Origin of the sequence: Rhodoferax lacus (assembly GCF_003415675.1) — a bacterium.
Lineage (GTDB): Bacteria > Pseudomonadota > Gammaproteobacteria > Burkholderiales > Burkholderiaceae_C > Allorhodoferax > Allorhodoferax lacus.
Map to the genome: position 1 here is coordinate 1 of NZ_QFZK01000072.1, position 252 is coordinate 252.

1 pseudogene is annotated in these 252 nt (G+C 54.4%); it reads right to left on the reverse strand.

The annotated features are described in order from the left end of the window. Positions 1-125: 125 nt before the first annotated feature. Positions 126-252, reverse strand: a pseudogene (locus tag DIC66_RS23555) (IS3 family transposase); the annotation flags it as partial.

Here is a 252-nt window from a genome sequence, read left to right on the forward strand (position 1 = left end):
GGGTTCCCACGTCTATCACTCCTAATCACCCCTGCTCAAAAATGAAGCAAGGATTGTGGATAACGTGGCTCAGTTTTCGACTGGAATTCCTACTTTTTTGGCCCAACCTTCATTTGGAATCAACAGTAGCAGGACTCGCTGACCATAAACGCAGCGCAGGCCAGCCTTATGGGGACGCTGCGCATCAGAACTGCACGTTGGGCCATCTCGCGCCGGCGAGACGGCCTCACCACTTTTTTGCGAGGGCCTCGG